General features: G+C 73.7%; 22 protein-coding genes and 1 pseudogene. 10 read left to right on the top strand and 13 right to left on the bottom strand.

All coding sequences use genetic code 11. From position 1 onward, the window contains the following. Window positions 1-75: 75 nt before the first annotated feature. Together ACI1MP_RS06910 and ACI1MP_RS06905 are read right to left on the bottom strand one after the other, a co-directional pair. Window positions 76-1,239, bottom strand: a complete 1,164-nt coding sequence (locus ACI1MP_RS06910) for an alpha-hydroxy-acid oxidizing protein (protein WP_380333042.1) — start codon at window positions 1,237-1,239, stop codon at window positions 76-78. Between the two features lie 73 nt (window positions 1,240-1,312). Beyond that, a complete protein-coding gene (locus tag ACI1MP_RS06905) occupies window positions 1,313-2,311 on the bottom strand; it encodes a LacI family DNA-binding transcriptional regulator (RefSeq protein WP_404868036.1) in 999 nt (332 codons plus the stop codon). A gap of 94 nt (window positions 2,312-2,405) precedes the next feature. On the opposite strand from ACI1MP_RS06905, the gene ACI1MP_RS06900 reads away from it, so the two are divergent. The 3 genes and pseudogenes from ACI1MP_RS06900 to ACI1MP_RS06890 all read left to right on the top strand — a co-directional run bounded on the left by ACI1MP_RS06900 (window position 2,406) and on the right by ACI1MP_RS06890 (window position 5,019). Further along, window positions 2,406-3,317, top strand: coding sequence for a helix-turn-helix domain-containing protein (locus ACI1MP_RS06900; RefSeq protein WP_404870770.1), 912 nt, complete (start codon window positions 2,406-2,408; stop codon window positions 3,315-3,317). Window positions 3,318-3,390: 73 nt separating this feature from the next. Further along, window positions 3,391-3,684: pseudogene (locus ACI1MP_RS06895) on the top strand (IS630 family transposase); the annotation flags it as partial. 57 nt (window positions 3,685-3,741) lie between these two features. Next, entirely contained in the window at window positions 3,742-5,019 is a 1,278-nt protein-coding gene (locus tag ACI1MP_RS06890) for a WD40 repeat domain-containing protein (RefSeq protein ID WP_404868035.1), read from the top strand. A gap of 193 nt (window positions 5,020-5,212) precedes the next feature. Here the strand turns inward: ACI1MP_RS06890 and ACI1MP_RS06885 are convergent, their stop codons facing one another. From ACI1MP_RS06885 to ACI1MP_RS06875, 3 genes are all read right to left on the bottom strand, one after another. Further along, window positions 5,213-5,620 (bottom strand): HIT family protein, encoded by a 408-nt coding sequence (locus ACI1MP_RS06885; protein ID WP_380333038.1) that lies wholly within the window; start codon window positions 5,618-5,620, stop codon window positions 5,213-5,215. A gap of 61 nt (window positions 5,621-5,681) precedes the next feature. Continuing rightward, window positions 5,682-6,884 (bottom strand): hypothetical protein, encoded by a 1,203-nt coding sequence (locus ACI1MP_RS06880; protein ID WP_404868034.1) that lies wholly within the window; start codon window positions 6,882-6,884, stop codon window positions 5,682-5,684. A 37-nt stretch (window positions 6,885-6,921) separates the two neighbouring features. Beyond that, window positions 6,922-7,449 carry a SigE family RNA polymerase sigma factor gene (locus tag ACI1MP_RS06875; protein ID WP_380333036.1) on the bottom strand — a complete coding sequence of 176 codons (528 nt, stop codon included), beginning with the start codon at window positions 7,447-7,449 and terminating at the stop codon, window positions 6,922-6,924. A 123-nt stretch (window positions 7,450-7,572) separates the two neighbouring features. Between ACI1MP_RS06875 and ACI1MP_RS06870 the strand changes: the two genes are divergently transcribed. Both ACI1MP_RS06870 and ACI1MP_RS06865 read left to right on the top strand, forming a co-directional pair. Next, the gene (locus tag ACI1MP_RS06870) at window positions 7,573-9,636 is read left to right on the top strand and encodes an MDR family MFS transporter (protein ID WP_404868033.1); all 2,064 of its coding nucleotides are present in this window, start codon (window positions 7,573-7,575) and stop codon (window positions 9,634-9,636) included. A 105-nt stretch (window positions 9,637-9,741) separates the two neighbouring features. Next, window positions 9,742-10,734 carry a YdcF family protein gene (locus ACI1MP_RS06865; RefSeq protein WP_404868032.1) on the top strand — a complete coding sequence of 331 codons (993 nt, stop codon included), beginning with the start codon at window positions 9,742-9,744 and terminating at the stop codon, window positions 10,732-10,734. 46 nt (window positions 10,735-10,780) lie between these two features. Here ACI1MP_RS06865 and ACI1MP_RS06860 read toward each other — a convergent pair whose 3' ends face one another. The 5 genes from ACI1MP_RS06860 to ACI1MP_RS06840 all read right to left on the bottom strand — a co-directional run bounded on the left by ACI1MP_RS06860 (window position 10,781) and on the right by ACI1MP_RS06840 (window position 15,575). Then, window positions 10,781-11,278 carry a hypothetical protein gene (locus ACI1MP_RS06860; protein WP_404868031.1) on the bottom strand — a complete coding sequence of 166 codons (498 nt, stop codon included), beginning with the start codon at window positions 11,276-11,278 and terminating at the stop codon, window positions 10,781-10,783. 114 nt (window positions 11,279-11,392) lie between these two features. Further along, complete coding sequence (locus ACI1MP_RS06855) at window positions 11,393-12,403, bottom strand: hypothetical protein (RefSeq protein ID WP_404868030.1); 1,011 nt, start codon at window positions 12,401-12,403, stop codon at window positions 11,393-11,395. 456 nt (window positions 12,404-12,859) lie between these two features. Beyond that, complete coding sequence (locus ACI1MP_RS06850; RefSeq protein WP_404868029.1) at window positions 12,860-13,579, bottom strand: TSUP family transporter; 720 nt, start codon at window positions 13,577-13,579, stop codon at window positions 12,860-12,862. Window positions 13,580-13,677: 98 nt separating this feature from the next. Continuing rightward, window positions 13,678-14,610, bottom strand: a complete 933-nt coding sequence (locus tag ACI1MP_RS06845; protein ID WP_404868028.1) for a 1-phosphofructokinase family hexose kinase — start codon at window positions 14,608-14,610, stop codon at window positions 13,678-13,680. Window positions 14,611-14,720: 110 nt separating this feature from the next. Then, on the bottom strand, window positions 14,721-15,575 hold the full coding sequence (locus ACI1MP_RS06840) for an Fpg/Nei family DNA glycosylase (protein WP_404868027.1): 855 nt from the start codon (window positions 15,573-15,575) through the stop codon (window positions 14,721-14,723). A gap of 121 nt (window positions 15,576-15,696) precedes the next feature. On the opposite strand from ACI1MP_RS06840, the gene ACI1MP_RS06835 reads away from it, so the two are divergent. Together ACI1MP_RS06835 and ACI1MP_RS06830 are read left to right on the top strand one after the other, a co-directional pair. Beyond that, window positions 15,697-16,545 (top strand): EamA family transporter, encoded by an 849-nt coding sequence (locus ACI1MP_RS06835; RefSeq protein WP_380333028.1) that lies wholly within the window; start codon window positions 15,697-15,699, stop codon window positions 16,543-16,545. Window positions 16,546-16,724: 179 nt separating this feature from the next. Further along, window positions 16,725-17,096, top strand: a complete 372-nt coding sequence (locus ACI1MP_RS06830; protein WP_404868026.1) for a hypothetical protein — start codon at window positions 16,725-16,727, stop codon at window positions 17,094-17,096. On the opposite strand, the gene ACI1MP_RS06825 is transcribed toward ACI1MP_RS06830, so the two are convergent. After that, window positions 17,082-18,500, bottom strand: coding sequence for a PLP-dependent aminotransferase family protein (locus ACI1MP_RS06825; RefSeq protein WP_404868025.1), 1,419 nt, complete (start codon window positions 18,498-18,500; stop codon window positions 17,082-17,084). The genes ACI1MP_RS06830 and ACI1MP_RS06825 overlap by 15 nt on opposite strands. Before the next feature lie 44 nt (window positions 18,501-18,544). Between ACI1MP_RS06825 and ACI1MP_RS06820 the strand changes: the two genes are divergently transcribed. Genes ACI1MP_RS06820 through ACI1MP_RS06810 form a run of 3 tightly spaced genes read left to right on the top strand, consistent with a single transcriptional unit; the run spans window position 18,545 to window position 20,078 of the window. Then, on the top strand, window positions 18,545-19,447 hold the full coding sequence (locus ACI1MP_RS06820; RefSeq protein WP_404868024.1) for a DMT family transporter: 903 nt from the start codon (window positions 18,545-18,547) through the stop codon (window positions 19,445-19,447). A 59-nt stretch (window positions 19,448-19,506) separates the two neighbouring features. Further along, window positions 19,507-19,821, top strand: a complete 315-nt coding sequence (locus ACI1MP_RS06815) for a TetR/AcrR family transcriptional regulator (protein WP_404868023.1) — start codon at window positions 19,507-19,509, stop codon at window positions 19,819-19,821. A gap of 32 nt (window positions 19,822-19,853) precedes the next feature. After that, on the top strand, window positions 19,854-20,078 hold the full coding sequence (locus ACI1MP_RS06810; protein WP_404868022.1) for a hypothetical protein: 225 nt from the start codon (window positions 19,854-19,856) through the stop codon (window positions 20,076-20,078). Window positions 20,079-20,085: 7 nt separating this feature from the next. Here ACI1MP_RS06810 and ACI1MP_RS06805 read toward each other — a convergent pair whose 3' ends face one another. Together ACI1MP_RS06805 and ACI1MP_RS06800 are read right to left on the bottom strand one after the other, a co-directional pair. Next, window positions 20,086-20,403: a hypothetical protein gene (locus ACI1MP_RS06805; RefSeq protein WP_404868021.1), complete on the bottom strand. Its 318-nt coding sequence runs from the start codon at window positions 20,401-20,403 to the stop codon at window positions 20,086-20,088. Between the two features lie 138 nt (window positions 20,404-20,541). Further along, the gene (locus ACI1MP_RS06800) at window positions 20,542-21,048 is read right to left on the bottom strand and encodes a hypothetical protein (RefSeq protein ID WP_380333022.1); all 507 of its coding nucleotides are present in this window, start codon (window positions 21,046-21,048) and stop codon (window positions 20,542-20,544) included. Window positions 21,049-21,153 lie beyond the last annotated feature (105 nt).

Raw genomic sequence — 21,153 nt, 5'->3', positions numbered from 1 at the left:
GCGGCCCCACTCTGCTGCATGCAGTCTGTTATTGCAAGTAAGTCGCAATAAGGCGGGCGCGTGCCCGGGCCGGGCTCAGCGGCGGCGCAGCGCCCCCGGCGCACGCAGCGACTCCAGTGACGGATAGCCGTCCACCGCCATCAGCAGATCCGCCTCCGCCAGCAACGACCGCAGCACGTGCACCACCCCCGCCTCGCCGCCCAGCGCCAGCCCGTACACGTACGGACGGCCCACGCCCACCGCCGTCGCGCCCAGCGCCAGCGCCTTCACCGCGTCCGAGCCGCTGCGCACCCCCGAGTCGAACAGCACCGGCAGGCCGTCCGCCGCCGCGACCACCTCGGCCAGCGACTCCAGCGCCGGCAGCCCGCCGTTCGCCTGCCGGCCGCCGTGGTTGGAGCAGTAGACGCCGTCCACGCCGGCGTCCTTCGCCCGCCGGACGTCCTCCGGGTGGCACAGGCCCTTCAGGATCAGCGGCAGATCGGTCAGCGAACGCAGCCACGGCAGATCGTCCCAGGTCAGCGGGTTGCCGAAGATCTGCACCCAGTCCATCACCGCGCCCCGCGGATCCCCGTCCGGATCCTTCAGCCCGGCCCGGAACACCGGGTCCGAGGTGTAGTTCGCCAGGCAGTGGCCGCGCAGCTGCGGGAAGCTGCCGCTGCCCAGGTCGCGCGGCCGCCAGCCGGTCACCCAGGTGTCCAGGGTCACCACGATGCCCTTGAAGCCGGCCGCCTCCGCCCGGTGCACCAGCGACTCCGCGAGCGCCCGGTCGGTCGGCGTGTACAGCTGGAAGAACCCCGGCGTGTCGCCCAGCTCCGCCGCCACCTGCTCCATCGGGTCCACCGACAGCGTCGACGCCACCATCGGCACCCCCGTACGGGCCGCGGCCCGGGCCGCCGCCAGATCCCCGTGCCCGTCCGGCGCGCACAGCCCGAGCACCCCGACCGGGGCCAGGAACAGCGGCGACGCCAGCTCCAGACCGAACAGGTCCACCCGCAGGTCCCGCTCCTTCGCGCCCACCAGCATCCGCGGCACCAGCCCCCAGCGCTCGAACGCCGCGACGTTCGCCCGCTGGGTGTGCTCGTCGCCCGCGCCGCCCGCCACGTACGACCACACGTCCGGGGCCAGCGTCCGCTCCGCGCGCTCCGCCAGGCCCGCGAACGTCATCGGGTACCTGGGCGCGACGCCGAACAGCGCCTCGAAGTAGATCTCGTTCTGGTAGTCGCCGAACTGCGGGGCCATCCGCGCTCCTCAAGGGATTCCTGGGGGTGGTGATCGTCGTGGCCGTCACCCTCCATCCGCCACCGGCGGGCGGTCAAGGGTGCGCCGTCACCGGCCTGCCGCGCAGCACCAGGCGGGTCGGGACCGTCTCGGTGCGCGGCGGCGAGTCGTCCCCGTCCAGCCGGGCCAGTGCCAGTCGGAGCGCCGTCGCGCCCAGCTCCGCCGGGGCCTGCGCGACCGCCGACAGCGGTGGATCCAGCACCTCCGCCAGCGGCAGGTCGTCGAACGCCAGCAGCGCCACCTCGCGCCGCCCCGCCCTTCCCAGCGCCAGCACCGCACCCGTCGCCGCGTTCAGATGGGACGCGAACAGCGCCGTCGGCGGGTCCGGCAGCGCGAGCAGCCGCAGCACCGCGAGTTCGGCGTCCGCCGCCGTCCGGGCCTCCGCGACCAGCGCGTCGGCCGGGGTGACGCCCGCCGCCGCGAACGCGTCCAGGTAGCCCGCCAGGCGCTCCCGGCGGGTGTACAGCTCCGGCGGCAGATCGCCGAGGAACGCCACCCGGCGGTGGCCCAGACCCAGCAGATGGGCCACGCCCTCGCGGGCGCCCGCCCGGTTCGAGGACACCACGCAGTCCGCGTCCGGCCCCGGCCGGTCCACGAACACCAGCGGCACCCCCGCCGCCCGGGCCTGCGCCGACGCCTCCCCGCCCGTTGCCGGAACCACCAGCAGGACGGCCGTCCGACGCGCCAGGAAAGCGCCTACCACCTCCGTCTCGCGTGCCGGATCACCACCGGAACACCCCAGCAGCACCGTCAACCCGCGGGCCCGCGCCGCCTCCTCCACCCCGCCCGCCAACGCCCCGAAGAACGGATTGTCCAGATCCGGCACCACCAGACCCACCGTCGAATCCGGACCGCCCGTGCGAATACTGCGCGCCAGCAGGTTCGGCCGGAAGCCCAGCCGCCGCACCACCGCCTGCACCCGCTCCCGGGTCGCGGCCGCCACCGGCCCGTCCCCGTTCAACACCCGCGAGACGGTCTTCGCGCTCACCCCCGCCTCCCGCGCCACATCGTGCAACGTCGGACGCCGCTCCATCCCCGCTCCCCTCCCGTCCCACTGCTGCACCGACCGTACCGCCGCCCTCCCGGCGGAAGATCCACCGGAGGTAGCCTGGCTGCGGGTGGTGACCATGCGAGGCAGCGACAACCCGACGTCCGGGGCGGCGATCCCCGAGGTCCCCTTCGCCGCGCCCCCCGGCGGGCCCGTCGGCGTCGAAGTGATGACCCTCGCCGAACTCCGCGCCCGCCGCGCCACCGCGACCGACCGCACCTTCCACCGCCCCCAGCGACCCGCCTTCCACCACCTCCTCACCCTCGACCGCGGCACCCTCCACCACACCGTCGACTTCACCGAGCACGCCGTCCACCCCGGCAGCTGGCTCTGGGTCCGACCCGGTCAGGTCCAGCAATGGGGCGAGCTCGGCGACGCCGACGGCACCCTCGTCCTCTTCGAACCCGGCTTCCCCGACCCCGCGACGGTCGCCGCCGCCCACCTCGACGACCCCTTCGCCGCCGCCGTCCTGCACACCACCGGCCCCGGCCGCGAGGCGCTGCGCGCCGCGCTCCACCACCTCCACCACGAGTACGCCTCCGGCGCGGACCTGCCCGCCGACATCCACCACGCCCTCCTCCGCCACCTGCTCGCCGCACTCCTGCTGCGCCTCGCCAACCCCGCGACCCCCTGCGGCACCGGCACCACCGAGCCCGGCGAGACCTACCGCCGCTTCCGCCACGCCGTCGAGCACCACTTCACCCGCACCCGCCGCGTCGAGGACTACGCCAAAGCCCTCGGCTACTCGCCCCGCACCCTGTCCCGCGCGACCCTCGCCGCCGCGGGCATCGGCGCCAAGGAATTCGTCGACCGCCGCGTCGTCCTCGAAGCCAAACGCCTCCTCGCCCACAGCGACACCCCCGCCGCCCGCATAGCCGACCACCTCGGCTTCGCCGACGCCGCCAACTTCGCCAAGTTCTTCCACCAACGCACCGGCACCACCCCCATCGCCTTCCGCACCTCCGTCCGGGGCACCACCGACGACACGTAGACACTGGCGCCTGCGGCGGGCCAGGGTTGGGGAGTTGAGTTCGCTGTGGCGTGGCGTGCCTGCGGCGGTGCGGCACAGAGGCGCCGACATCCGTCGTTGGGCGAAGGAGAACAAGGTCGAGTTGTGCTTCACCCCGACCTACGCCTCGTGGGCCAACCCGATCGAGGCGCACTTCGGGCCGCTGAGGCAGTTCACCATCGCCAACTCCAACCACCCCAACCACACCGTGCAGACCCGGGCCCTGCACGCCTACCTGCGCTGGCGCAACGCCAACGCCGGCCACCGCCACGTCCTGGCCGCCGAACGCAACGAACGCGCCCGCATCCGAAGCGAGAAAGGCATCCGCTGGGGCGGACGGCCTCTCTAGAGCGCAGCTTGATCCAACCTGGCGGACCTGTCCGGCCGCATCACTAGAGTTTCGGCCATGAGTGACGACGTTCATATGACCGCTTCGGCTTCGGATCCGTCCGGGGCGGAAGGGTGGTGGACGGACCTGCCATGGCTGGTGAACGCTGATCCGGAGCGGGTTCTGGGGTTGCTGGCTTCCGATGCGGATTCCGATGCGCGACTGATGGCTGCGGTTTACCGGGCGTCGGTGGACGTACACCGGGACGTGCCACCGTGGGTGCGGCGGCAGCTGCTGGCCCTGGACGCGGCTCGGTACGGGGACCGGGAGTTGTCGGCCCGGATTGCCGCCGTGTCAGTGGATGATGTCGACACCGAGCCATGGCAGGTGCTTTGGTCCACCGGCGCGCAGAGTGACCCGCACTTCCAGATGAACCCGTCCGGTCACACCGGCGGTGTTGACGCGGTGGTGACAACCTTCTCGGACGGCCGCCACGTCGTGGTCACCGGCAGCAAGGACCAGACGGTCCGGGTGCGGGACCTCGAGACCGGCCAACCGGTCGGCGGGCCCATGAGCGACGTCAACGGCAGAGTGTGGGCGGTGGCGACGGAGATCGTGGACGGTCGGCCGTGCGTCGTCACGGCCAGCGACTGGGCGGTACTCGCGTGGGACCTGGCCACCCGCCGGCAGACGGGCGAGCTGCCGGGGATCAACGGTGAGGTGTGGTGTCTGGGCACGGCTGTCGTCCAGGGGCGACCGTGTGCGCTCGCAAGCGACGACGACGTGTCGGTGCGGGTCTGGGATCTGGCCAGTGGGGAACAGGTCGGCGAACTCACCGGACACGACGACTTCCTGATGGCCATCGACACGCTGGTGATCGATGACAGGCCCCATGCGGTGGGCTGTATGAGCGGTGGCAAGGTCTGGCAGTGGGACCTGACCACCGGACAACCGGTCGGGGAGCCCCTGCCGGGCCACGACGGCGAGGCGTGGGCGGTCGCGACAGCGGTCGTCGGCGGCAGAGCCCACGCGATCACGGCAGGTTACGACGCCACCGTGCGCGTGTGGGACCTGGCCATGGGACGGGAAGTCGGCAGGCTGGTCGGCCACGAAGGCACCGTGTCCGCGGTGGTGACCGCGGTGATCGGTGGAGAACTCCGGGTCGTCACCGGTGGTTCGGATGGAACGGTGTGCCTGTGGGAGCCGGCCGCCGGGCGGCAGATCGGCCGGGAGCTGGTGTTTCCCGCGCCAGTCCATGCGCTGACCGTGACCCCGGAAGGCTCGCTCGTGGTGGGCTTCGGCGGCGACGTCGCGGTCCTGTCCCTGCATGCCGACCCTGACTCTACTGGGCCGTGAGCCGTTGGTGCTGTGACCGGATGGTTGCTGGTTCCGCCCCGGCGATGAGGACAGAACGCAGCCAGCGGCTGCGCAACCCGGCGAACCTGTGCGGTCAGAGCACTAGCCGGTTCCGGCCCTCCGGTCGTCCTGCTCGCGCAGCGCTGTGCTCTTGTTCCGGACGGCGGTGGGGTGCTCGGGTGAGTGGGTGGGGTCAGAGGGCGGCGCGGATCAGGGCCGCCGTCTTCGTGGCGTGGGCCGCGTCGCGGTAGTGGGTGCGGGGCCAGAAGAAGCCGCGGAGGCCGTCCTTGGGGTTGCGGGGGACGATGTGGGTGTGGAGGTGGGGGACGGACTGGCTGATGCGGTTGTTGGTGGCGACGAAGCTGCCGGCCGCGGCCGTGCCGCGTTCGACGGCGGCGGTCAGCAGGCGGACGCGGGTGAAGTAGGGGCCGGTCTCGGGTTCGGTGAGGTCGGTGAGGGTGGGGACGTGGCGTCGCGGGATCACCAGCAGGTGGCCGGGGAACAGCGGCCGGTGGTCGAGGAAGGCGTGGACGGTGTCGTCGGCGAGGACGGTCTCCACCGGGACCTCGCCGGCGACGACGCGGCAGAACAGGCAGTCCATCGCCCCATCATCGCGGTCGGGGCGCGCCGGACCGCTCCGGCGCGCCCCGCAGGACGTGTCGTCAGGCGTGCGGCCAGGACGGGGCGGTGATCAGCGCGACCAACTGCTCGCGGCCGAGCGCCGGGGGGACGGTGGTGACCTGGTAGTCGGATCCGCACGTCCAGATCTTGGCGGTGACCATGGTGCCGTCGGGGAGCAGCGCACCCGCGATCTGCTCGGCGCCCTGGGTGCCGCCCGGGCCGGGAAGGGGCACATTGTTGACGAAGAGCAGGCTTCCGTCCGGAGTCCGACTGACGTTCTTGTCGAACGCAAGGTTGCGGAATCTGGTGCTCGGGTCGACGGGGAAGCCGCGCTGCCAGTTGTGTTCGAGGGAGACGACCAGCCGACTGGTGAGACCGTCGAGGGAGATCGTTCCGTGTACCCGCCCCGGGGTGTCCTGCGCGCCCGTGCCCGGGTCGAAGGTGGCCCCGGCGGGCAGCGCGGCGTTCAGGGCGGCCAGCATCGCGGCACCGCCGACGGGCGCGGCCGGCGGCACGGTGGAAGCGGGGAGTACGGCGAAGGCGGGCCGCCAGCTGTCGGAGGCGGCCACGTTCAGCAGTCGCTCCTGGGCCAGCGGCGGCTGCTCACGGGCCGGGTGGCCCGGGCGGCCGGAGGCGATCTCGGTGGCGCTGACCATCCGCCCGTCGGGGGCGGCGTAGGTCACCGTCCAGATGCGGTCGTCGCCGTCCCAGCGCGGGGCGGTCGCGGTGGTGATCAGACGAGAGCCGTCCGGACGGGTGGTGAGTCGGCAGGTGGCGGTCGGCTGGGTGAGGGTGTCGGGGCACTGCAGGGCGGCGGCGCCGTCGTTGAGCGGGGTGGGCAGTCGGTCGATGGTCAGCAGAATTCGGGCCGGACCGTTGCCGTCGTCGTAGTCCAGCCAGGCCATCGGGGTGTGGCCGGGCTGCAGATCGTCGGGGGAGGTTCCCGAGAGGTCGGTGACCCGGCCGCCGGCGGGCATCAGCGAGCTCAAGGTGTCGGACATGAATGTCTGGCCGACGGGCGTGGCGGCCGGCGCGGGAGTCGCGGGGGAGCGGTCGGGCAGCAGGGTGAGGGCGCAGCCGGCTGCGGCGACCAGGGCGAGGGTCGAGGCGCCGGCGGTGCGGCGGCGGCGTACCCGGGTGCGGCCGCGGCGTTCGGCGGCGAGGGCGAAGAGCTCGGTGGGCGGTTCGGGGGCGTGGTCGGCGGAGGCCCGCAGGGCGCGGGCGAAGTCCTCTTCGGAAGTCATCGGCAGGCTCCGGAGTGATGGGAATGCTGAGGGGGCGTCAGGGGCGGGCGAGTTCGTCGAACTCGCTGCCGAGGCCGGTGCGCAGGCGGCTGAGGGCGCGGGAGGCGCGGGAGCGGACGGCGCTCGGGGTGAGCCGCAGGACGGAGGCGGTCTCCTCGACGCCGAGGTCCTCCCAGTAGCGCAGGATGAGCACCGCGCGGTCCTGCTGCGGCAGTTCGGCGAGCGCCTGGAGCAGGGTGAGGCGCAGGGCCGGGTCGACGGCGGGCGCGGCGGATTCGGCGAAGGTGTCGGTGACGTGTTCGCGGCTGCTGCGTCGGCGCCGGTGGCTGAGGAAGGTGTTGACCAGGACGGTGCGGGCGTACCCGGCCGGGTTCTCCATTCGGCAGACCCGCCGCCAGCTGCCGTAGAGCTTGCCGAGCGCCTCCTGGGCGAGGTCCTCGGCGAGGTGGGCGTCGCCGCCGGTCAGCAGGTACGCGGTGCGTATCAGGTGGCGGCTGCGGGCGGCCGCGAAGTCCCGGAACTCCAGGGGTCCGCCGCCGGCCCCGCTCGTCGTCGTGCTGTCCATGCCCCTCTAACGCGGTGGGCCGGCGGTCCTGTCGCACCGTTTTGAAGGATCATCAGCTGATCACTCACTGGCTGGACGGGGTGTCGAACCGGACAGTCCGGGACAAAGTGTGACGATACCGTGGTGACCACCACCAGCGAGACCGGCCAGGCGGCCCCGCCCGTCCTCGACCGGCGCCAGCGGAACGTCGTCTTCGGCACCATCGTGCTCGGCATGCTGCTGGCCGCCCTCGACCAGACCATCGTCGGCACCGCGCTGCCCACCATCGTCGCGGACCTCGGCGGCGCCGCGCACATGTCCTGGGTGGTGACGTCCTACCTGCTCGCGGAGACCGTCACCACCGCGCTGGTCGGCAAGTTCGGCGACCTGTTCGGCCGCAAGGTGGTCTTCCAGGTCTCCGCGATCGTCTTCATCACCGGCTCGTTCCTGTGCGGCCTGGCCACCAACATGACGCTGCTGATCGCCTGGCGCGCGGTCCAGGGCGTCGGCGCGGGCGGCCTGATGGTCACCTCGATGGCGCTGATCGCCGACGTCATCCCGCTGCGCGAACGCGGCAAGTACCAGGGCGCGATCGGCGCGGTGTTCGGCGTCGCCACGGTGATCGGCCCGCTGCTCGGCGGGCTGTTCACCGACCACCTGTCCTGGCGCTGGGCGTTCTACGTCAACGTGCCGATCGCCGTTCTGGTGGTCGTCGCGGCGGCCCGGAACATCCCCGTGGTCCGCTCCGCGGCCCGCCCCGTCATCGACTACCTGGGCATCGCCCTGGTCGCGATCGGGGCCAGCGCCCTGATCCTGGCGACCAGTTGGGGCGGCAACGAGTACGCCTGGAGCTCGCCCGTCATCATCGGCCTGTTCGTCGGCGGCGTGGTCGCGCTCGGCCTGTTCTGCTGGGTGGAGACCCGCGCCGCCGAACCGACGCTGCCGATGCGGCTGTTCCGCAACCAGGTGTTCACGGTCTGCTCGGTGCTCAGCTTCATCGTCGGCTTCGCCATGCTCGGCGCGATGACCTTCCTGCCGACCTTCCTGCAGTACGTGGACGGCGACTCGGCGACGGTCTCCGGCGTGCGCACCCTGCCGCTGGTGCTGGGCCTGCTGATCGCCTCCATCTTCAGCGGCAACACGGTGTCCAAGACCGGCCAGTACCGGATCTTCCCGATCGTCGGCTCGCTGGTGATGGCGCTCGGCCTGTACCTGCTCTCGCTGCTGAACCCCGGCACCAGCGCCTGGCTGGCCAGCCTCTACATGTTCGTGCTCGGCACCGGCATCGGCCTGTGCATGCAGGTGCTCACCATCGCCGTGCAGAACACCGTCGACTACGCCGACCTCGGCACCGCCACCTCCGGCGTCACCTTCTTCCGCACCCTCGGCTCCTCGTTCGGCACCGCCGTGTTCGGCACCATCTACACGAACGCGCTGAAGACCAACCTGGCCGACGGCGTCGCCGCGGCCGCCCGGGCCACCGGCAGCAGCCCCGAGCAGATCGCCGGCGCCGCGCAGAGCCCGCACGGCGTTCAGGGGCTCCCGCCGGCCGCGGCCGAGCCGGTGATCCAGGCGTACGCAGACTCGCTGCACACCGTGTTCCTGTGGACGGTGCCGGTCGCGCTGCTCGGCTTCGTGGTCGCGCTCTTCCTCAAGCAGGTCCAACTCCGCGACTCCGCCCGGGCCACCTGCACCGACATGGGCGAGGGCTTCGCCCAGCCGTCCTCCGGAGACTCCGCCAAGCTGCTCGAACTGTCCGTCGCCAAACTCCTCGGCGTCGTCGGACTGGACACCGCCCGACAGGTCGTCGCCTCCTCCGGCACCCGGCTCGACATGGCCGGCGCCTGGGCCGTCATGCAGGTCGAGCTGTTCACCCGCAGCGTCGGCCACGCCACCCTCAACCTGATCGCCGCCCGCCGCCGGGTCCCCCCGGAGGTGCTCCAGCCGGTGTTCGACCGGATGGTCGCCGAAGGGTTCCTGGAGGCCCACGGCGGTTTCTACGCGCACACCGAGGCCGGGGAACGGGAGGCCGCGGCCATCGGCCGGGCCTGGTCCCAGTGGCTGAACCACCGCCTGGAGCAGGACATCGGCCGCCCCCGCAGCGCCGAACTGCGAGCCGCCGCCGACACCATCGCCAAGCGCATGATCGCCGAGGACCTCGCCGAAGGGTTCCCGCAGGGCGGCGTGCCGGCCCGCTCGTCCTCCTGACCTGCCGTCACGTGACGCCGGAGTTCGTCGGACCGTCGGATCGGCGGCCCCGATCTCACCGGACGTCAGGCCGCCCCGGCCGCGCCTGTCCCTAGGCTGGCCCCCATGCTCCTGTATGCCCCCGCGATCTTCTTCCTGCTGCTGGCCGCCGTCGGCGTGCTGCGCGACCGACGCCGCTTCAGCAACGCCCTGTACCTCGGACTCGCCGTCACCTTCCTGGCCTTCGCCCTGCTCGTCACCCTCGGCCAGGTCGACTCCGTGCTCGCCGAGACCGTGCTGATCGCGGTCGTCCTCGCCCCCGCGCTCGCCACCCTGGTGCTCGCCGCCCTGCTGATCGCCAACGGCTTCAAGATGCTCCGCAAGGAGGGCCGCCGGATCGCCAACCTGCTGTCGCTGCTGTGCGGCCTCGGCATCCTGGTGGTCGTCGCCCTGCTGCTCGCCGCCACCCAGGCCGACTCGCCCGTGCTGGTGGTGATCGCCCGCACCGTCTTCCTGCTCTCCTGCTACCTGTCCTTCCTGTTCCTCTGCTTCATCGGCTACGCCTACCTCTACGGCCGGCTGACCCCCAGCCAGGACGTGGACTACGTCGTCGTCCTCGGATCCGGCCTGCTCGGCGGCACCCGCGTCCCGCCGCTGCTGGCCAGCCGCCTCGACCGCGGCCGCGCGCTGTACGAACGCCAGGCCGCGACCGGACGCCCGCCGCTGCTGATCGTCTCCGGCGGTCAGGGCCCCGACGAACAGCTCCCCGAGTCCGACGCGATGGCCGCCTATCTGATCGACCGCGGCTTCCCCGACGAGCGGATCATCCGCGAGGACCGCTCCCGCACCACCGAGGAGAACCTCCGGTTCTCCCGCGACCTGATGACCGCCGCCGACCCCCACTACCGCTGCATCGTCGTCACCAACAACTTCCACGCCTTCCGCACCGCCCTCCTGGCCCGCCAGGAATCCCTCAACGGCCAGGTCGCCGGTTCCCCCACCGCCGCCTACTTCTGGCCCAGCGCCACCATCCGCGAGTTCGTCGCCGTGCTCGCCGCCCACAAGTGGATCAACCTGACGGTCTGCGGCCTGCTCACGCTGGTCTCCGTGACCGCCTAGGGCCGCCGGCCGGGTCGGTTCGGGCGCAAAGTCATGCTGGTCGCCGTCACCGTTCAGCGCTCGGGGGAGTCGTGCCGCCCAACTGCGCCAGTGCTCCGGTGCCGCGGCCGCGGCACCGCCTGCGGGTGGTCGTGGGTGCGGCCGCCGCGGCGCTGCTGCTCGGGATGGTGCCCGCCGTGCGGCACGGTGCGCAGTCGCTGATCGGCGCGGGCGGGTCGGACGGACCCCGGGTGACGGTGGCGACCTGGAACATGTGCGGGTGACGGCCTGGGGCTGCGGCGAGTACGGCGGCGGCGAGCAGAAGGCCAAGGCGCTGCGCTCGCTGGCTAAGGACCACGGGGCCCGGGCGATCCTGGTGCAGGAGGCCTGCCGGGTCGACCTGGACCGGGCCCGGGCCGGGCTCGGCGCCGACTGGCAGCTCGCCTTCCAGCCGTACCAGCAGCTGGACGGAGCGGGCGGCGCCGAGCACGTGCTCCCCGATGGCGAGTTCGACCCGGTCGGCGCCGGGCGCGTGGCCGGTCCGCCGGACGGCGGGGCCGGGCACGTAGCTCTGGTCGGCAGCGGCAGTCGGGATTGGGGGGGCGACCGGTCGGGCGACCGGCGGCCGGTGTGCCCGTTGGCGGGGCGCACCGGCCTCGGCGGAGTTCGGTCGGGTGGGTCAGGAGCCGGTGTCCGCGGCGACGAAGGTGTAGGCGCCGAGTTCGAGGAAGAGGGCGTCGGCGAGTTCGGGGACGCCGGTGAGGGGGACGGCGAGCCGGCGTTCGAGGGCCCCGGCGTTGTTGGTGACCGGGTTGTAGGCGCGCAGGACGATCCGGGCGTCGCACGGGAGGGGCTGGTCGAGCTGGACCACGACCGTGACGGTGCCGGAGTAGTTGGCGGGCAGGAGGATCGAGCGGGTGTAGCCCTCGTCGGTGCCGGGCGAGTAGATCTGTGCGGTCAGGCTGAACGGGGCCTTCTGGTCGGTGTTGGAGAAGGTCGCGGTGCCGGAGGGCAGGTCCGTGCCGGAGATTCCGAAGACGAATCGCGTGGGGGTGTTGTTCAGGTTGCAGATGGCCAGGTTGGCGAGGACGTAGTTGGTCCGCCGGCACGGGATGACGTCGATGTTGCGCCAGCCGACGTTGGGGTTGTACCTGACCCAGTTCAGGTAGTCGGCGAGCGAGCCGAAGGTGGGCAGCGTCGCGGACATGGGGTGGGCGGGGGTGTCCACGGTGGTGATCGTGCAGTAGTGGCCCGGCGGCGTGTCGCTGGGGAAGAGGAACGCGGACCGGCTGACGCAGATCCGTCCGGGCGGGATCTCCCGGGAGCCGCCGCGGACGGTGAACGGCACGCTGGTGCCGCCGCCCTCCGCGGCGATCGGGGTCCAGGCCCGCGGATCCAGCAGCAGTCCGCCGGGGGCGAAGTAGAGCCTGACGTCGCCGGAGGTGGGGCAGCCGGTCCGCTGGTTCTTCCCGCGGACGTAGATGCGGTTGAGCTGCCCCTGCACGATGGGGTGGCGCAGCCCGAGGTCGGGCCCGCTGTAGCTGGACTCCAGCAGATCGAAGTCGAGGATGTCGCTGCCGAAGGGGATGATGTCCGGGGACTCCCAGACCGGGTCGGCGGTGGGCGTCTGCCCCATGTCCTGGAAGTTGTCCCGGACCAGGATGTCGTCCCAGCTGGCGGCGGCGTTCATGGTTCCTCCCGAGTGAATGGTGTGCCGGGGCGCAGCTCGTACGGCCTTCGCAGGCCGTGCCCGAAGGAGGGGTGTTCGTCGGGGCGGTGCGATTCCCCGGAAAGGAGTCCGTCGGACGGCCGGTGGAATCGGCGGTCCTCATCGGCGGCCGTACGGGAGGTCGCCGGATTTGTCGGTGAGTCGGTCCTGACGGGTCGGGACGGCGAATGCGCCCGGTGCCGGACGCCGCGTCGGCGTCGTCGAAATCCAATGTATTGTGCTCGAACCATTCCGCCCAATACGCCGTCCGAGTGAACGTCGGCTGTCGCGGTCGAGTGGGCGGAGCGGCGGAAGTCGACGATATGCAGCGTCAAAAAGCCGAGCCGGAAAGCGAGTTGTTCCGGCAGCTGTTCCCGGCGCGGGATTCGGGGCCGGCATGGTGGGCGAGCCGGCGCCGGCGGGCGAATCGGACCGGCGTCAGAGTCCGGCGGCCAGGCCCCTGAACAGGGTGAGCAGGCCGCCGGCCAGGGCCAGTCCGAGGACCAGTCGGCGGACGGGGCGGTCCGGGACGCGGCCGGCCATCAGGTGGCCGGCGACGGTGCCGACGGCGACGGCGCAGGCCGCGACCGTCCACTGCGGGGCGGACAGGGCCGGCAGGCCCTTTGCGCTCAGCGACATGACGTTCACCGCGAGGCCGAAGAACTGGGCGTTGGGCAGGAATTCGCGGGCCGACCAGCCGCAGTTCGCCGCGTACAGCGACACCGGCGGGCCGCCGACGCCCGCGGCCGCGTTCAGCAGTCCGCCGGCGGCGCCCGCCACCACCGCCCCGGGCACTCCGCGCAGCGCCGCCGCCCGGACGCCGAGCATCACCACCACGGACACCGCGCTGACCACCGTGCCGATCGCGACCAGCAGCACCGCCTCGGGCGCGACCGTCGCCAGCCGGGCGCCGAGCGGCACGGTGAGTGCGGCGGCCAGCACCAGCGGCACCATCCGTCCGGCCCGCACCCCTCGCCAGCCGACGGCCAGCCCGAGCACGCTGATCATCCCCGAGGCGCAGTTCGCCAGCCCCACGCCGCCGGCCGGGCCGAGCACCAGGACCAGCACCGGCGCGGCGATCAGCGCGAACCCCATCCCGGACAGCCGCTGCACGGTCGCCCCGAGCAGTACCACCACTCCCAGCGCCGCAACGCCCACGTTCCCGACCTCCCGTCAGCGGCGTCTCCCGTGGGCCACGGTGGTCAGCGTACGGCCCGCCCTCCGGCTCCGGTCAACCGGCGGGTGGGGACGGGGAGTCACCAGCCGGAGGGGGAGGCCGCGCCGAGGCGGGCGGCGGTGAGGGAGTGGCGGAGGCGGCGGTAGGCGTCGTCGTCGAAGTGGCCGGCCCGGGGGTGCAGGACGGTGGCGGCGGACAGCGCCACCGCGTCGGGGAGGATCGCGGACCAGCCGGCGTTGCCGGACAGGCCGGCGGCGAGGGCCGCGACGGCGGAGTCGCCCGCGCCGGTGGGGTTGCCGGTGACGGCGGCGGGCGGGGCGCAGCGCCACGAGCCGTGGGCGTCGACGGCGAGCAGGCCGTCGGGGCCGAGCGAGGCGAGGACGGACTCGGCGCCGCGGCGCAGCAGGGTCCGGGCGGCGTCGTGCGGGTCGGGCAGACCGGTGGCGGCGGTGAGTTCGGCGGCGTTCGGCTTGACCGCGGTGGGGCGGGCGGGCAGTGCGGCGAGCAGTGCGGGGCCGTCCGCGTCGAGCACCACGGGGACGTCGAACCCGCGTCCCAGGGTCACGAGTTGGGCGTAGCCGTCGGCGGGGGCGCCGGGCGGGAGGCTGCCGGAGAGGACCAGGACGGCGGCCTGCGGGAGGTGGCGTTCGGTCTCGGCGAGCAGTGCGTCCCACTCGGCAGGGGCGAGCGCCGGGCCGGGCTCGTTGAACATGGTGGCGTCGGCGGTGTCGACCACGGCGACGGTGCGGCGGGTGTCGCCGGCGATCGGGACGGCGGCGTGGTCGAGTCCGGCGGCGGCGAGTTCGGTGCGCACCGCCTCGCCGGTGGGGCCGCCGAGCGGCAGGACGCAGCGGGCCGGACGGCCGAGCGCGGTGAGCACCCGGGCCACGTTGACGCCCTTGCCGCCGGCCTGGGCGGCGATACCGGTGACCCGGTGGCTGGTGTGCGGGCGGAAGTGGGGGACGGTGTAGGTGACGTCCAGCGCCGGGTTGGGTGTGACGGTGAGGATCACGGTGGACGCCCCCAGGGACTTGGATACGGTCGGTCTGCTGATCGAAGCTGCTTGATCATAGCCAGATTCGCGCAGCTTCGATCACGTAAGCTTCGATCGGGGCGGGGTTGCTACTTGAGCAGCCGGGACAGTCGGCGGTCGGCCAGCACCCGCCCGCCGGTCTGGCAGGTCGGGCAGTACTGGAGCGAGGAGTCGGCGAAGTTCACCGAGCGCACGGTGTCCCCGCACACCGGGCAGCTCTCGCCGGCCCGGCCGTGCACCGCGAGGCCGGCCTTCTTCTCCGACTTCAGCCCGCCGGCCGGCGCCGCCCGCAACTGCTCCAGCGCGCCGCCCAGTTCGTGCCGGACGGCGGCGTACAGCCGGGCCAACTGCTCGGCGTCCAGCGAGGCCGCCAGTGCGTACGGGGAGAGCCTGGCGGTGTGCAGGATCTCGTCGGAGTACGCGTTGCCGATGCCGGCCAGGACGGTCTGGTCGGTCAGGAAGGTCTTCAGCCGCTGCCGGGCCCCGGCGGTCAGCGCGGTCAGCTGCTCGGGGGTGACGGCGAGCGCGTCGACGCCCAGGCGGGCGATGCCGGGGACCTGCTGAGGGTCCGTCACCACGTGGGCGGCGAGGCGCTTGGTGGTGCCCTGCTCGGTGAGGTCGAAGCCGCTGCCGTCGTCCAGCACCAGCCGCAGTGCGAGTGGGCCGCGCCGGCTCGGCGGTTTGGCGGGGAAGGACTCCCGCCGGTGCACCCAGCCGGCCCGGGCCAGGTGCACCACCAGGTGCGGGCCGCCGTCGGTGGCCAGGTCGAGGAACTTGCCGTGGCGGGAAACCCCGCTGACGGCCCGTCCGGTGAGCGACTGAACCGGCGGGTCGACGGTCTTCAGCGCCTGGATCGACAGCACGTCCACACGCTCCAGGACGCGTCCGGCGCAGGCGGCGGTCAGCCGCTCGGCGAGCGCCTGTACTTCGGGGAGTTCGGGCACCCGTCCAGTCTCGCCCGGCCCCGCGCGGGCGGGCCACCGGGGCGGTGGTGGACGGGTGACGGCCGCACGCTAAGTTGTCTGTACAAGTGGATGGTCGGGGAGCTGTCGGAGGGAGACGCCGGTGAGCCAGAACGCCGTGCCGTTCGTGGTGTTGGCGGCCGCACTGCTGCACGCGGTGTGGAACGCGCTGGTGCACGGGGTGCGCGACCGGTTGGCCGGGGTGGCGCTGATGAACGTGGTGTTCGCGGCATTCGGCGCGGTCTTCGCGCTGGTCGTGCCGCTGCCGGGCGCCCGCGCCGTGCCGTACCTGCTGGCCTCGACCGCCCTGCAGCTCGGGTATCAGCTGCTGCTGGCCCGGGCCTACCGGCTCGGCGACTTCGGCCAGATGTACCCGATCGCCCGCGGCACCTCCCCGGCGGTGGTCGCCCTGCTCGCCGCGACCGTCCTGCACCACCCGCTGCCGGTGGGGCAGGTCGCCGCCGTCGCGGTGATCTCGCTCGGCCTGGCCGGACTCGCCCTGGTCGGCGGGTGGCCGCGCCGCGACCAACTTCCGGCGCTGGCCGCCGCGCTCGGCACCGGCGTGCTGATCGCCGGCTACACCGTGGTGGACGGGAGCGGGGTGCGCGCCGCCGCCTCCACCGCCGGTTACATCGCCTGGATGTTCCTCCTGCAGGGCCTGGCCGTCCTCGCCGCCGTCCTCGCCGTCCGCGGCCGCGCTCTGCTGCCCGCGCTGCGCGAGGGCCGTGCTGCCGCGATGGCCGGCGGCCTGATGTCGCTCACCGCGTACGGCCTGGTGGTGTGGGCGCAGACCGTCGGCGACCTGCCCACCATCGCCGCGCTGCGCGAGACCTCCATCGTGATCGCCGCCCTGATCGGCACCCTCGTCCTGCGCGAACGCCTCGGCACGCTGCGCCTGGCCGCCAGCGCCACGGTGCTGACCGGCATCGCGTTGCTGGAATTCGCGCACTGACGATCCGTCCGGTCTGCCGGTCTGCCGGTCTGCCGGTCTCCGGCGATTCACTCGCCTGCAAGGGCGCAGATGGACCGGCCGACCGCGTCCGCCGACCCGAAGGAGCCCGCGCTCGGCCTCCGGCCGCCGATCGTGCTCCAGGCGGGCTGTGGCCGGTCGTCGCAGCCCCGGTCGGGGACGTGTCCCCGGAGGTCGGACGCCTGCCCGAGTTCTCCGGTCTGCTGTTCGCCGTGGCGGGCGCGGTGTGGGCGCGCAGGTGCTGGCGCAACGCCGAGGCGCTCGCATCCGGCAGCCGGCCGCTCCGGCCGGGCCGGACCACCGCCGGCCGGCTGATCCCGGTGCTCGACATCCGGATGCGCCGGCGGATCCTGCTCGGCCGGTGGTGGGCCTCGGGCGTGACCGGGAGCCTGCTGCCCGACCATTGGGCGGCGCTGTCCGTGCCGGCGGTCCGCCGGACAGCGGCCCGCCGGCCGGCCGTCCTCGACGTCCCTCCGGCGCACCCCGGGGAGGCCGCCGTCGAGGCCGACCGGGCGAAGCTATCCGCCGAGTGATGCCGACGCGGCGGCCAACCGGTGGGCGGCGTCCGCCAGTTGGGCATGGTTCTCGGCTCCGGCCCAGCCCACCCGGACCCGCGGGGCCGGTTCCGCGGTGAAGTAGCCCGTGCCGTGGGTGACGGCGACGCCGTGGCGCAGCGCGGCGGCGGCGAAAGCGGCCGGGTCGATGTGAGCGGGCAGCGGCAGCCACAGGTGGAAGCCGCCGTACGGGAGCCGGGCGGGCAGCAGGGTCGGGGCGCGGTCGGCCAGGGCGGCGGCGAACAGCTGCCGGCGGACGGTCAACTCCCGCCCCAGCGCCCGCAGGTGGCGCGGCCAGTCGGCGGAGGTGACGAGCTCCAGGGCGGCTTCCTGGAGCGGACGCGGGACGAAGAAGGAGTCCACCGTCTGGACGGCGCGCAGCCGGGCCAGCGCCGGGCCGCGGGCCACCAGCGCCCCCACCCGCAGGCTCGGCGAGGCCGCCTTGGTGAGCGAGCGCACGTGCACCACGGTGCCGTCGGGGTCGTCGGCGGCCAGCGGCGGCGGCAGTTCGGGGGCGTCGGTGTGGGCCAGCAGCCGGGCGAAGTCGTCCTCCACCACGAACGCCCCGGCGCGCTTCGCGGCGGCCAGCACGGCCCGCCGCCGCTCCGCGCCGAGCACCGCGCCGGTCGGGTTCTGGAACAGCGGCTGGCAGACGAACAGCCGGGCGCCGGACACCGCGAACGCCTCCGCCAACCGCTCGGGACGCACCCCGTCCTCGTCCACCGGAACCGGCACCGGACGCAGCCCGGCGGCCCGGGCGATCGCCAACAGGCCCGGATAGGTGGGGGATTCGACCAGCACCGGCGCACCGGGCGGGGCCAGCGAACGCAGCGCCGTGGTCAGCGCGCTCTGGCCGCCGGCGGTGATCAGCACCTCGGCCGCGGTGACGCCCCCGCCGACCTCCCGGGCGAACCAGCCGCGCAGCTCCGGCAGGCCCTCCAGCGGCGGACGCCCCCACGCGCCGGGGCGGCGGCCCGCCCGGGACAGCGCACCGGCGAGTGCCCGCTCGGGCAGCAGCGACGCGTGCGGGTAGCCGCTGTTCAGGTCGATCACCTCCGGCGGGGCCAGCGCGAGCGCCGTCAGCACCCCCGCGGCGTCCACCGTCCGGGCGGGCGGCGCACCCGCCTCCGCACTGAGCGCCACCTCCTGCCAGGAGAAGTCGCCCTGCGGGAGAGAAGCGGGCCGCGGCTCGGCCCGGAACACCCCCGCGCCCGGACGTGCCACCACCACGCCCTCCGCGACCAGCTCGCGGATCGCCCGGGACACCGAGACCGGACTGACCCGGTAGCGCTCCACCAGCTCTCTGCTACTGGGAATCCGCTCACCCGGCGAGTAGCGCAACACCGTGCTGCGCAGGGCGTCCGTCAGCTCCTGCACGGTCATTGACAGACCTTCCGATCACCTGAGGGCAACTGCTACCGTCCTGTATGTCAGCACAGAATAGCGCTATCGCCCCACTGTCAGTAGCAGTCACCGGAACCGTCCAGGCCGCGCTGGGGACGCTCGCCTTCTCCTTCACCTTCCCCGCCATGACGTGGGCCCTGCGGGGCTTCGGGCCCTGGACGCTCACCGGACTGCGCGGAGTCCTGGCCGGACTGCTCGCCGCGGCCTGCCTGGCGGCGGCCGGCGCCCGGATGCCGCCGCGGTCCGCCTGGCCGGGCCTGGCCGCCGTGGTGGCGGGCTGCGTGGTCGGGTTCCCGCTGCTGTCCACCTTCGCCCTGCAGCAGGCCTCCACCGCGCACTCCGCCGTGGTGATCGGCCTGCTGCCGCTGGCCACCGCCGCGGTCGCCGCCCGCCGCGCCGGGGCCCGACTGCCCCGCGCCTTCTGGCTCGCCGCGTTCGTCGGGGCGCTCGCGGTGCTGGCCTTCACCGTCCGGCAGAGTCACGGCGCGGGACTGGCCACCGCCGACCTGTACCTCTTCGTCGGCCTGCTGATCTGCGCCGTCGGCTACGCGGACGGTGGCCGGCTGGCCCGCACCCTGCCCGGCTGGCAGGTGATCGCCTGGAGCCTGGTCGCCGCCCTCCCCGTCACCGCCGTCACCGCCGCCCTCGGCCTGGCCGCCGAACCCGTCCACTGGACCTTTCGCGGCGTCACCGGGCTGGCCTACCTCGGCGTGGTCTCGCAGTTCCTCGGCTTCGTGGTCTGGTACCGCGGCATGGCCGCGATCGGCGTCCCCCGGGCCAGCCAGCTCCAGCTCGCCCAGCCCCTGTTGACGATCTGCTGGGCCGTGCTGCTGCTCGCCGAGCCGCTCCCGGCCCTCGCCGTCCCGACTGCCCTGGCGGTCGTCGCCTGCATCGCCGTCACCCAGCGCACGGCGGGCGGGCGCTGAGCGGCTCAGCGGCAGGGGTCGGGCGGCCTCGACGGGGAGGCGAGAGTTCGGCGATCCCGTTGGAGCTGCTGCGGACCCCGCCGCCCAAGGAGCGCGCCGACGCCGCCCGCAACCGTGCCGCGGTGCCGGCGGCCGCCGCCCGGCTGTTCGCCGAGCACGGCGTGGACGTGGTCCCGATGGACCAGGCGGCGACGGCCGCGGGCGTCGGCAAGGGCACGCCGTTCCGGCGCTTCGGCGACAGTTCGGGGGCGGCGGTGGCGCTGCTGGACGCCCGCGAGCGCGAACTCCAGGACGGGATCCTGCACGGCCGCCGCCGCTCGGTCCGGGCGGGCCGGCGCAGGAGCGCGCAGCCGCGTTCGTCGCGGCGTACCTAGACCACCTGCCGCCGCACCTGGCGCTGGTGCCGATGTCGGAGACCGCCGCGCCGGGCGCCCGCTACCGGATCGGCGCGTACCGGTTCTGGCGCCGCCACCTGACGGTGCTGCGGGCCGGCGCCCCCGACCCGGAGCACACCGCGCACGCCCTGCCGGCGGTGCCGGCCGCCGAACTCGTCACGGCGCTGCTGCCCGAACTCGGCGAACGACGGCTGCGCGAGGGCGTCGAGCGGCCGGCCCGCGCCGTGACGGCGTGACGACGGGTCAGGCGGCGGTTCCCGTCCGGTAGTACAGCGACTCGCCGGCCGCCACCGCGCGGCGGGCCAACCCGGCCATCGCGCAGAGCTGTTCGAGCGCGGCGGCAGGCGGTTCGACACCCTGGTACGGGCGCAGCGCGGCGAGCTCGGCCGGGCTCGCGGCGGCCAGCGCGTCGCGGACGGCCGGGTTGATCCCGTACGTCCACGGCTCCCCGAAGTGGGGCGCGTTGGACAGGAAGCAGCCGTACGCGGCCGGGTCGAGCTCCGGCCAGGTGAGACCGGTGATCAGCGACGGGTCCGGCCCGTCGACGACCAGCTCCTCCATCAGCAGCAGGACGTCGACCGGGTCGGTGAGGCGCGCGCGCAGGCCGTCGAAGGCGGGCAGCGCGGGGCCGCCGCCGAGGGTGGTGAGGACGGCGGCGGTGTTCGGGGCGCGGAAGAACTCGAGTTCGGACAGGCGCAGTCAGCCGGAGAGGGCGCAGTACAGGTGCTGCTGGGCCTTCTGGGCACGGCGGGCCAGGACGCCCAGGCGGTGGATCAGCTGGACGAGTTCGGCGGTCGCCAGCGGCCGGAGCTCCTCGGCGCGGGCCCAGCGGGCCGCGAGTTCGGGCAGTCGCTTGCGCTCGATGGTGGCGAGGATGTCGCGGGTCTCGTCGGGCAGTTCCACCACCCAGGGCCCGGTCATCCACGGGTCCTCCCGGTCGACCTCGGTGATCGACCCCTCCTCCGTCACCCAGGGCTGCGGCCCGGTCGGCCAGATCGAGCGGTCCGGCGCGCCGCCGGCCTCGAACTCCTTGGTCTCCACGGCGGCCACCAGTCGGCGCAGCACGGTGGTCGGATCGATCCGCTTGGCCCGCACGGATTCGAACGCCTCCGCGGGCTTCCCTTCCTTGTCGGCCATCACCGTTCGCACGGCCGTCTCGTCGGCAGCCCGGAAGTAGTCGGTCTGCAGGTCAAGGTCCAGGATCATGTCGCACGCTCCCCTCGCTCGGCAAGGTGCCCAGTGGACCACGGCGAACGGACGCTTGGGTACCGGGCCCCCGGTTCGCCGCCGTCCTGTGACCTCTCGCGGCCG

The sequence above is a fragment of the Kitasatospora griseola genome (genome assembly GCF_044999035.1).
GTDB classification, from domain to species: domain Bacteria; phylum Actinomycetota; class Actinomycetes; order Streptomycetales; family Streptomycetaceae; genus Kitasatospora; species Kitasatospora griseola.
The sequence above is the reverse complement of the archived record's forward strand: the minus strand, read 5'-3'. Positions and strand labels throughout refer to the sequence as shown.